Genomic DNA, 10,182 nt, shown 5'->3' with positions numbered 1-10,182 from the left:
CGGCGGGGGAGGCCGGCCGTACGCCGTTTCCGTCGGCGGGTCTCGGCGCTCCGATCATCGGCGCGCCGACCAGTAAGCCGAATGTCGGCGGCCCGCCCAATCCTCCGCCCGCGCAACAGGTGCCGTCGGCGGTCGATTCGCGCCGCTCGGAATCCTATTACGATGTCAAAGGCACCATCTTCGGCGCGCTGATCGAAGCGATCGATCTCGCCCAGCTCGCCAAGCTCGACGCCGATTCCGCGCGCGAGGAAATCCGCGACATCGTCAACGAGATCATCGCGATCAAGAACATCGTGATGTCGATCGCCGAGCAGGAGGAACTGCTCGACGACATCTGCAACGACGTGCTCGGCTATGGCCCGCTTGAACCGCTGCTGGCGCGCGACGACATCGCCGACATCATGGTCAACGGCGCGGGAACCGTATTCATCGAAGTCAACGGCAAGATCCAGCGCACCGGCATCCGCTTCCGCGACAATCAGCAGCTGTTGAATATCTGCCAGCGCATCGTCAGCCAGGTCGGCCGCCGCGTCGACGAATCCTCGCCGATCTGCGACGCCCGTCTCGCCGATGGCTCGCGCGTCAACGCCATTGTGCCACCGCTCGCGATCGACGGCCCCGCGCTCACCATCCGCAAGTTCAAGAAGGACAAGCTGACGCTCGACCAGCTCGTCAAGTTCGGCGCGATCACGCCGGAAGGCGCGGAGATCCTGCAGATCATCGGCCGCGTCCGTTGCAACGTCCTGATCTCCGGCGGTACCGGCTCCGGCAAGACCACGCTGCTCAACTGTCTCACCAACTATATCGAGCATGACGAGCGCGTCATCACCTGCGAGGATGCCGCCGAGCTGCAACTGCAGCAACCGCATGTGGTGCGCCTGGAAACCCGGCCGCCCAACATCGAGGGCGAAGGCCAGGTCAGTATGCGCGAACTGGTGCGCAACTGCCTGCGTATGCGCCCCGAACGCATCATCGTCGGCGAAGTCCGCGGACCCGAAGCGTTCGACCTGCTGCAGGCCATGAACACCGGTCACGACGGATCAATGGGGACGCTGCACGCCAACAATCCCCGCGAGGCGCTGTCGCGCTGCGAATCCATGATCACGATGGGCGGCTTCTCACTCCCCTCGCGCACCATCCGCGAGATGACCTGCGCCTCGATCGACGTCATCATCCAGGCCGCCCGCCTGCGCGACGGTTCGCGCCGCATCACCCACATCACCGAGGTGATGGGCATGGAAGGCGACACCATCATCACCCAGGACATCTTCCTCTACGACATGGTCGGCGAGGACGCGAACGGCAAGATCATCGGCCGGCACCGTTCCACCGGCATCGGGCGGCCGCGCTTCTGGGAGCGCGCGCGTTATTACGGCGAGGAAAAGCGGCTCGCGGCAGCGCTCGACGCCGCCGAAGTCGCGCCGACGACTTAACGAGGACCGGTCATGAAACTCCAAGCTCTCGCGCTGGCCTTTCTCGCCGCCGCCGCCATCGGCGGCATCGCCTGGGTTTTCATCTATCCGCTGCTCTCGGGAGAGAAGAAGGCCGAGGGCCGCCGGGCGTCCGTCGCCAAGCCTGAGCCGAGCGCCAAGCGTCAGACCGAGCGGAATCAACGCTCGCGCCGTGAGCAGGTCGAGGGAACGCTCAAGGATCTCGAAGCCCGCCGGGCGAAGGAACGCAAGGTTCCGCTCAACATCCGCCTGACGCAGGCCGGCCTAGACTGGTCACCGCGAAAATTCTTCGTGATCTCGGGCATTCTCGCCGCAGTGTGCTTTGTGGGCGGGACCGTCGGGGGAGGCGGACTACTGGGCTCCGCGGGTCTTGCTTTCGCCGCCGGCTTCGGCCTGCCGCGCTGGGCCCTGAGTTTTCTGAAAAAACGCCGCGAGAAAGCGTTTCTCAAGGCGCTGCCGGATGCCGTCGACGTGATCGTGCGCGGCATCAAGGCCGGTCTGCCGCTGTTTGAATCGCTGAAGGTCGTCGCCGCCGACTCGCCGGAGCCACTGCGCAGCGAATTTCTGGCCATCATCGAAACCCAGGCGATCGGCATGCCGCTCGGCGAAGCCTGCGCGCGGCTGTTCGATCGGATGCCCGTGCCGGAAGCGAATTTCTTCGGCATCGTGATCTCGATCCAGCAGAAATCCGGCGGCAACCTGTCGGAAGCTCTGGGCAATCTCTCCAAGGTGCTGCGCGATCGCAAGAAGATGGCCGAGAAGATCCAGGCGATGTCGATGGAAGCCAAGGCATCGGCCGGCATCATCGGCTCGCTGCCGCCGATCGTGATGCTGCTCGTCTATCTGTCGACCCCCGACTACATCTCGCTGTTGTGGACCAGCCCGACCGGTCAATTGATGCTGGTCGGCTGCGTGGTTTGGATGTCGGTCGGCATCATGGTCATGAAGAAAATGATCAATTTCGATTTCTGAGGGTGGCGCAATGGTCGATTTTCTGGTTACCAAGCTGCACGATCCGCATTTCATGACGATGCTGCTCGCCGCCATCGCGGTGAGCGCGACCTGCTACACGCTGGTCATGCCGTTCTTCGCGGGCGAAGGTCTCGACAAGCGCATGAAGGCGGTCGCGAGCGAGCGCGAACGGATTCGACAGCGGGAACGTGAGCGCCTGAACAAGACCGAGAAGGTCTCGTTGCGCCAGACCCCAAAACAACTCATCTCGAAGGTTGTCGAGGACTTCAACCTCACCAAGTGGCTGGCACAGGAATCCGCGCTGGAAAAGCTGGCGATGGCCGGCTATCGCGGCCAGGCGCCCTATATCACCTTCCTGTTCTTCCGGTTGGTGACGCCGATCGTGCTGTTCATTGCCTCGACCCTGTATGTCTTCGTCATCTCGCACATGCAGAAGTCGTGGCCGATCAAGGTCGGCATCTGCGTCGGCAGCGCCTATGCCGGCCTGCAGGCGCCGATGCTGTTCCTGAAGAACGCGATCTCCAAGCGCCAGTTGTCGATCCGCCGCGCCTTCCCCGACGCGCTCGATCTGCTCCTGATCTGCATCGAATCGGGCATGTCGATCGAAGCCGCCTTCCGCAAGGTTTCAACCGAGATCGTGACCCAGTCGATCGCCTTGTCGGAGGAATTCACCCTGACCACGGCGGAGCTGTCCTATCTGCAGGACCGCAAGGTGGCCTATGAGAACCTGGCCAAGCGCACCGGGCTCGACGGTGTCAAGTCCGTCTGCCTGGCCCTGCAGCAATCGGAACGCTACGGCACGCCGCTCGGTCAGAGCTTGCGCGTGATGGCGCAGGAAAACCGCGACATGCGCATGAACGAGGCCGAGAAGAAGGCCGCAGCACTGCCACCGAAGCTGACGGTGCCGATGATCCTGTTCTTCCTGCCGGTGCTGTTTGTCGTGATCCTCGGGCCGACCTACATCAAGGTCTCGGCGATCATGTAAGGCGAGGCGAGCGCGACAGAGCGAAGCCGCGCAGGCGGCCGGGTCGCGGCCGTCAATCCTGCCGGTTGAGCTCCGCCACCGGAACCGGTCGATGGGCCGAACGCGGGTCGTTCTTGCCCTTCAGCATTTCTTTCAGATAGGCGACATTGGCCGCGGCCTCATCGGGTGGCAGATCGGCCTTGACGATGGTTTCGGCCTCGGCGAAGCGGCCCTGCAGACCGACCACGAGACCGAGATTTTGCCGCACCCGGGCATCGGCGCGGGGGCTGGCATAGGCCTGGCGCAGCACCTCCTCGGCCTTCGGCAAATCCTCCGACAGCATGTAGGAAAGACCGAGATTGGACAGCACTGACGGCTCGCCCGGCTCGATCTTGAGCGCGCTCGCGTAGTAGCGGCGCGCATCGTCATGGCGGCCGAGTTGATCGAGGGCGGTGCCCTGCACGGAGAGGATTCGCCAGTCGGGATTTTCGGGAGTGTGGGCCCGCGACAACACGTCGAGGGCTTGCTGAAAATTGCCGTTGTCGACCAGCGCGCGGCCCCAGGCAGCGAGCACCGTCTTGTCGCCGGGATGGACGATGCTGGCCTGTTCGAGCACGGCGGCGGCCTGGGCACGCTGTCCGTTTGCGCGCAGCGCTTGGCCATAGGCCAGCGCTGCGCCGGCATCCTTGGGATTGGCGCGGTAGAGCTCGCCATAGGACTCCACCGTCGACCGCGGATTGGCGTCCGCCTTCGCGCTGTCGGTTGGCGTCGTGATCGAGCCGGTAACGTCGGACATGGTCAGGCAGCCGCTGAGGCTGGTAGCCAACATTGCGGCCACGGCCGCGGATGCAAGAGACCGGGTACGCCGGCCGTCATGACGACTGAATTTAAGACATGACTTTGGGCGGGACTTGAGACCCTTGGGCACCTGGATTCTCGCGCTGGATCGATCCGAACACGCGAGCAATAGTCCGTTAACCCTAACGGCGCGTTAACGGCCCGAATCGGGCTGATGTGTCTCAAGAATGTCGACGGCTTGGTCTTAATGCGCAGACTTTGCGGAATCGTGCGCGACATATTCGACGACGAGCCCATCCGCATGACGGTAACGCATCTTGTGCCCGACCGGCGTCTTCTGGATGGCATCGAGCAGTTCGGCGCCCTGGGCTCGCAGCAGGCTTGCGTAGTCCTCGAGACCGGAGACCTTGATGGTCAGCGAGGTCGCCTCGAACGGCCTGCGCCTGTCAGGCTCACCCGCGATCACCAGCACCGACAGCTGCGGCGAGGAGACGGCGGCGAGTTTCAGCCCGGCTTCCGGATAGTCGAAGCGCAGCGTTTCCGTGCCTTGCAACAGCGCCCTGTAGAACGCGACCGTGCCGTCGAGCGCATCGGCGTCGACGAAAGTTCTGATGAAGGTTTCCAGGATCATTTGCCTCTCCGCTTGAGCGCCATCGGCGCGATGAAAACATCCACCGCGCGGCATGCGCTAATACTCGATCGCGAGCCGCTTCCTGATTTCGTCGAGCCGCTTCTCGAGCGCGTCGAACCGCGCGTGCAGCGCGCGATCATGGAGATAGAATATATAGCCCAGCGCCAGCAGCCCGAAAATCCAGTGATGGCTTTCGATATAGGTCAAGACCGCCTCGATGGCATGGCCGACAAGGGTGACTAGGCCCAGCAACGCGTCCATCGTCTGTGTCCTCCCGATATCTTGATCTGCTCTCGAGGGGATCGGCGCCAATGCGAGAGCATTCCCAAACCCCGTTGCACCCGGAACCCGGCGTGACCCGGCTTGTGGCGGAGAGCGCTCGGGACTCCACCAAGCCGAACCGGGAGGCCCCGAACCGATTGCGGGCGCGGCAAAACTCTGCGAAGTCTTGCAGAGCCGCGCGCGCTTTACGCCGCCCTTTGATCCGACGAGCAAGGCATGCCATCCCCTTTCGAGACCACGAACACCGCTTCGGCCGTTCCCATCACCTTCGCAACCAAGTCGAGTTGGCAGGCGATCCGCACCGAGTTGTCGCCGCAATCAAGGCAATTTGCCGACGCCAACGGCTTTGCCGCCAAGCCGGGGGCGTGTCTGACCCTGCCGGCCGCGGACGGACGGATCGCGCAGGTGCTGTTCGGGCTCGAGGACGCAGGCAGCAAGTCGCGTGATCCGTTCAGGCCCGGAACATTGCCGACGCTGTTGCCCGCAGGCGTCTACCGCTTCGCCAACCAGCCGCACGATGCGCGGCTTGCGACGCTGGCGTTCGCGCTCGGCAGCTATCGTTTCAACCGATACCGGAAGGCGGACGCCGCCGACGTCAGGCTGGTACCGCCCGACGGGATCGACGCCGTCGATGTCGCGCGAATGGCCGATGCCGCGATGTCGGCGCGCGATCTCATCAACACGCCGTCCAACGACATGGGGCCGGCGGAGCTCGCGCAGGCGGCGAAATGGCTGGCGACGCGGTTCGGCGCAAGCTTCAGCTGCATCATCGGCGAGGATCTCGTCCGGCAGAATTTTCCGCTCATCAACGCCGTCGGCATGGCCTCGACGCGTGCGCCGAGACTGATCGATCTGAGCTGGGGCAACCCGGCCGATCCGAAAGTCACGCTGGTCGGCAAGGGCGTCTGTTTCGATACCGGCGGGCTCGATCTGAAACCTTCCAGCAGCATGCTGATGATGAAGAAGGACATGGGCGGGGCCGCCAACGTGCTGGCGCTGGCGCAGATGGTGATGGACGCCAAGCTGAAGCTGCGGCTGCGGGTGCTGATCCCTGCGGTTGAGAACGCGGTCGCCGGCAACGCCTTCCGTCCGATGGATATCTTCCCCTCGCGCAAGGGGCTGAGCGTCGAAATCGGCAACACGGATGCGGAGGGCAGGCTGGTTCTCGCCGACGCGCTGGCGCTGGCGGACGAGGAGAGACCGGAGCTATTGATCGACATGGGCACCTTGACCGGCGCGGCGCGGGTCGCGCTCGGGCCCGACCTGCCGCCGTTCTACACCGAGGATGAGACGCTGGCCCAGGACGTCGCGCGCTTGGCGCTACAGGAGAACGATCCGCTGTGGCGCATGCCGCTCTGGCCGCCCTACGACGCCTGGCTCGATTCGAAGACCGCTCATCTCAACAACGCGCCGTCGGGCACCTTTGCCGGCTCGATCACCTGCGCGCTGTTCCTGCAGCGCTTCGTCGAGCACGCCAAGAGCTGGCTGCATGTCGACATCTACGCCTGGACGCCCTCGGCGAAACCGGGCCGGCCCGAGGGCGGCGAATGCCAGGCGGCGCGCGCGATCTATAAACTGCTGAGCGAGCGATATGGCTGATCCGCGCCTGACGCCGGCGCGGAGCGACCTCGCCGCCAGACACCTGGAAGGCAGCGTGACGGCCGCACGCTTCGTCGCCGGCGAGCTGTTCGAGATCATCGATGCGCTGGCGCCGTTACGCGAACACCCCGCCGCCGACGCCATGCTGCTGACGCAGGCGCTCAGGGGCGAGCTGATAACGATCTACGACCGTAACGCGGAAGGCTGGGCCTGGGGGCAACTCAAGGAGGACAGCTATGTCGGCTGGCTGCCGGATGCCGCGCTCGCCAGGCCCGCAGCCGCGCCGACGCATCAGGTCACCGCGATCCGGACCTTCGTGTTTCCCGGCCCTTCCATCAAGCTGCCGCCGGTCGAGACGCTCGTGATGGGTTCCCGGCTGACGATCACGCGCGACGATGGGCCTTTCGCGGTCACGCGCGGGGGCCAGTATCTGCCGAAGCCGCATCTCGGCGGCGTCATCGACCACGCACCGGACTTCGTGGCGGTTGCCGAGCGTTTCATCGGCACGCCCTATCTGTGGGGCGGCAAGAGCAGCCTCGGCGTCGATTGCTCGGGCCTGGTGCAGGTCTCGCTGCGCGCTGCCGGCGTCACCTGCCCGCGCGACAGCGACATGCAGCTAGCCGCGCTCGGTCGGCCACTGGATCCGTCTCAATCAACGGCCCTCGAGCGCGGCGATCTGTTGTTCTGGAGGGGGCATGTCGCGATCGCGCGCGATGACAAAACCATCGTGCATGCCAACGCCCATCACATGGCGACCGTGATCGAGACGACCGCCGAGGCGATCGCACGCATCAAGGATGCGGGGAGCGACATCGTCGCGATCAAGCGGCTCTAGGTCGCAACCGTGCCGTCCGGGGCGGTTTCCAGCCGGAACGCGGCCGCGAACAGTGCGCGCGTGTAATCGCTCTTCGGGCGCTTGAACAGCTCCGAGGCCGGCCCCTCCTCCACCACCTTGCCCTGCCGCATCACGATCAGGTGGCTCGCCAGCGAGGCGACCACGCGCAGATCATGCGAGATGAACATGTAGGTCAGATCGCGCTTGCGCTGCAGCTCGCGCAACAGGTCGACCATCTGGGCCTGGAACAGCATGTCGAGCGCGCTGGTCGGCTCGTCCAGCACCACGAAATTCGGCTCCAGCACCACCGCGCGCGCGATCGAGATGCGCTGGCGCTGGCCGCCGGAAAACTCATGCGGATAGCGAAACCGCGTCTCCGGATCGAGCCCGACATCGGTCAAGGCCTTGACCACCCTCTCCTCGCGCTCGCCGCGCGACAGCTGCTTCTGGTGCACGCTCAAGCCTTCGGCGACGATGTCGCCGACCGACATGCGCGGGCTGAGCGCGCCGAATGGGTCTTGAAACACGATCTGCATGTCGCGGCGGAACGGTCGCATCGCCTTGAAGCGCAGGCCCTGGATGTTGCTGCCGAGAAACACGATCGGCCCGTCCGAGGAGATCAGCCGCAGCAGCGCCAGTCCGAGCGTGGTCTTGCCGGAGCCGGATTCGCCGACCACACCGAGCGTTTCGCCCTTGCGCACCGCGAGGCTGACGCCATCGACCGCCTTGATGTGCCCGACGGTGGAACGCAACAGCCCACGCTTGATCGGAAACCAGACCTTCAGACCGTCGGTCGACATCACCACCGGCGAGTCGGGCCGCGGCGGTGCGGGATCGGGCTTGGGTTCGGCCGCGAGCAGCGCGCGGGTATAGGCATGTTTCGGCGCGGTGAAGACCTGCTCGACTACTCCCTGCTCGACGATCCGTCCGCCGTTCATGACACAGACCGTGTCGGCAATGCGGCGGACGATGCCGAGATCATGGGTGATGAACAGCAGGCTCATGCCGAGCCGGGCGCGGATTTCCGCGAGCAGCGCCAGAATCTGCGCCTGCACCGTGACGTCGAGCGCCGTGGTCGGCTCGTCCGCGATCAAGAGGTCGGGCTCGTTGGCAAGCGCCATCGCGATCATCACCCGCTGCCGCTGGCCGCCCGACAATTGATGCGGATAGCTCTGCAGCCGGGTGGCCGCGTCGGGAATGCCGACCTGCATCAGGAGTTCGAGCGTCCGCGCCCGCGCCAGCGAGCCGCTGATGTTGTTATGGAGCTGCAAAATCTCGCTGATCTGGGACTCGATCGTGTGCAACGGATTGAGCGAGGTCATCGGCTCCTGGAAGATGATCGAGATGTCGTTGCCCCGAATCCCTCTGATCTCGTTTTCCGACATCTTGAGCAACTCACGACCGTGGAAGCGGATGCTGCCGGAGGGATGCGAGGCGGTCGGATAAGGCAGCAGCTTCAGGATCGACAGCGCGCTGACCGACTTTCCCGAGCCGGATTCGCCGACCAGCGCGACGCACTCGCCGCGCTTGACATCGAAGGAAATGCGGTCGACCGCCAGAGAGTCGTGGCCCTGCTGGCGAAAGGCCACCGAGAGATCGCGGACCGACAGCAGCGGCTGGTTGATGGCGTCCATGGCTGCCCTACCTGAACGTCTTGCGCGGATCGAAGGCGTCGCGCACTGCTTCGCCGATGAAGATCAGCAGCGACAGCATGATGGCGACCGAGAAGAAGCCGGTGAAGCCGAGCCACGGCGCCTGCACATTGTTCTTGCCCTGCGACAACAATTCGCCGAGCGACGGCGAGCCCGGCGGCAGGCCAAAGCCCAGGAAGTCCAGCGCGGTCAGCGTCATCACCGAGGAGGAGACGATGAACGGCAGGAAGGTCATAGTCGCGACCATCGCATTCGGCAACAGGTGCCGGAACATGATGACGACATTGGAGACGCCCAGCGCCCGCGCCGCCTGGATATATTCGAAATTGCGGCCGCGCAAAAACTCCGCGCGCACCAGCCCAACCAGCGACACCCAGGAGAACAGCAAGAGGATACCGAGCAGGACGAAGAAGCCCGGCGGGAGCACCGCCGAAATGATCAGCAGCAGATAAAGGTATGGTATTGCGTTCCAGATCTCGATGAAGCGCTGGAACAACAGGTCGGTCCAGCCGCCGAAGTAACCTTGCACGCCGCCGGCCGCGACGCCGATGATGGACGAAAAGAACGTCAACGTGAGACCGAACAGCACCGAGATGCGGAAACCATAGATCAGGCGTGCGACCACGTCCCGGCCCTGGTCGTCGGTGCCGAGCCAGTTGTATTCGAGGTCGCGGCAGCTCTTCAGGCCCTTCTTCCGCACGACGTCCTTGCACTGCGCTTCGGTCAGCATCCAGGTCGGCGGCGACGGCGCCGGCGTCGGCAGATCGAGATTCTGGGTGTCGTAGGAGAAGCGGATCAAGGGCCAGACGATGGTGCCGCCCTTGTCCTTGATCAGCTTCTGCAAGTAGGGGTCGCGATAGTCGGCCGCGGTTTCGAAATCGCCGCCGAACGCCGTCTCCGGATAGGTGACGAAGGCCGGCCAGTACAGATGACCCTCATATGCGATCAGGAACGGGCGGTCGTTGGCGATCAATTCGGCGAACAGCGAGACGAAGAAC

10 protein-coding genes are annotated in these 10,182 nt (G+C 64.5%); 5 read left to right on the top strand and 5 right to left on the bottom strand.

Features of this window, described 5'->3' with window-relative positions:
- The first annotated feature begins 53 nt into the window (after nt 1-53).
- From WCB02_RS19615 to WCB02_RS19605, 3 genes are read left to right on the top strand one after another with little or no spacing between them, the layout of a single operon-like run.
- Complete coding sequence (locus WCB02_RS19615) at nt 54-1,433, top strand: CpaF family protein (RefSeq protein ID WP_423960583.1); 1,380 nt, start codon at nt 54-56, stop codon at nt 1,431-1,433.
- 12 nt (nt 1,434-1,445) lie between these two features.
- Nucleotides 1,446-2,423, top strand: coding sequence for a type II secretion system F family protein (locus WCB02_RS19610; RefSeq protein ID WP_423960581.1), 978 nt, complete (start codon nt 1,446-1,448; stop codon nt 2,421-2,423).
- A 10-nt stretch (nt 2,424-2,433) separates the two neighbouring features.
- Nucleotides 2,434-3,408 carry a type II secretion system F family protein gene (locus WCB02_RS19605; protein ID WP_423960580.1) on the top strand — a complete coding sequence of 325 codons (975 nt, stop codon included), beginning with the start codon at nt 2,434-2,436 and terminating at the stop codon, nt 3,406-3,408.
- Between the two features lie 52 nt (nt 3,409-3,460).
- Here WCB02_RS19605 and WCB02_RS19600 read toward each other — a convergent pair whose 3' ends face one another.
- The 3 genes from WCB02_RS19600 to WCB02_RS19590 all read right to left on the bottom strand — a co-directional run bounded on the left by WCB02_RS19600 (nt 3,461) and on the right by WCB02_RS19590 (nt 5,077).
- Nucleotides 3,461-4,216, bottom strand: a complete 756-nt coding sequence (locus WCB02_RS19600) for a tetratricopeptide repeat protein (protein WP_423960578.1) — start codon at nt 4,214-4,216, stop codon at nt 3,461-3,463.
- Nucleotides 4,217-4,429: 213 nt separating this feature from the next.
- Nucleotides 4,430-4,816 carry a VOC family protein gene (locus WCB02_RS19595; protein WP_423960576.1) on the bottom strand — a complete coding sequence of 129 codons (387 nt, stop codon included), beginning with the start codon at nt 4,814-4,816 and terminating at the stop codon, nt 4,430-4,432.
- Between the two features lie 57 nt (nt 4,817-4,873).
- Entirely contained in the window at nt 4,874-5,077 is a 204-nt protein-coding gene (locus WCB02_RS19590) for a hypothetical protein (RefSeq protein ID WP_423960575.1), read from the bottom strand.
- A 237-nt stretch (nt 5,078-5,314) separates the two neighbouring features.
- Here WCB02_RS19590 and WCB02_RS19585 point away from each other — a divergent pair, with 237 nt between their 5' ends.
- Together WCB02_RS19585 and WCB02_RS19580 are read left to right on the top strand one after the other, a co-directional pair.
- Nucleotides 5,315-6,697: a leucyl aminopeptidase family protein gene (locus WCB02_RS19585; RefSeq protein WP_423960574.1), complete on the top strand. Its 1,383-nt coding sequence runs from the start codon at nt 5,315-5,317 to the stop codon at nt 6,695-6,697.
- Complete coding sequence (locus WCB02_RS19580) at nt 6,690-7,532, top strand: NlpC/P60 family protein (RefSeq protein WP_423960573.1); 843 nt, start codon at nt 6,690-6,692, stop codon at nt 7,530-7,532. The genes WCB02_RS19585 and WCB02_RS19580 overlap by 8 nt, the downstream gene beginning before the upstream one ends.
- On the opposite strand, the gene WCB02_RS19575 is transcribed toward WCB02_RS19580, so the two are convergent.
- Nucleotides 7,529-9,166, bottom strand: coding sequence for an ABC transporter ATP-binding protein (locus tag WCB02_RS19575; protein WP_423960570.1), 1,638 nt, complete (start codon nt 9,164-9,166; stop codon nt 7,529-7,531). The two genes, WCB02_RS19580 and WCB02_RS19575, sit on opposite strands and share 4 nt — an antisense overlap.
- 7 nt (nt 9,167-9,173) lie before the next feature.
- Nucleotides 9,174-10,182, bottom strand: a 1,009-nt coding sequence (locus WCB02_RS19570) for an ABC transporter permease (RefSeq protein WP_423960568.1), incomplete at its 5' end; no start/stop codon positions are given.

Source organism: Bradyrhizobium sp. (assembly GCF_049581145.1).
Taxonomy (GTDB): Bacteria; Pseudomonadota; Alphaproteobacteria; order Rhizobiales; family Xanthobacteraceae; genus Bradyrhizobium.
The sequence above is the reverse complement of the archived record's forward strand: the minus strand, read 5'-3'. Positions and strand labels throughout refer to the sequence as shown.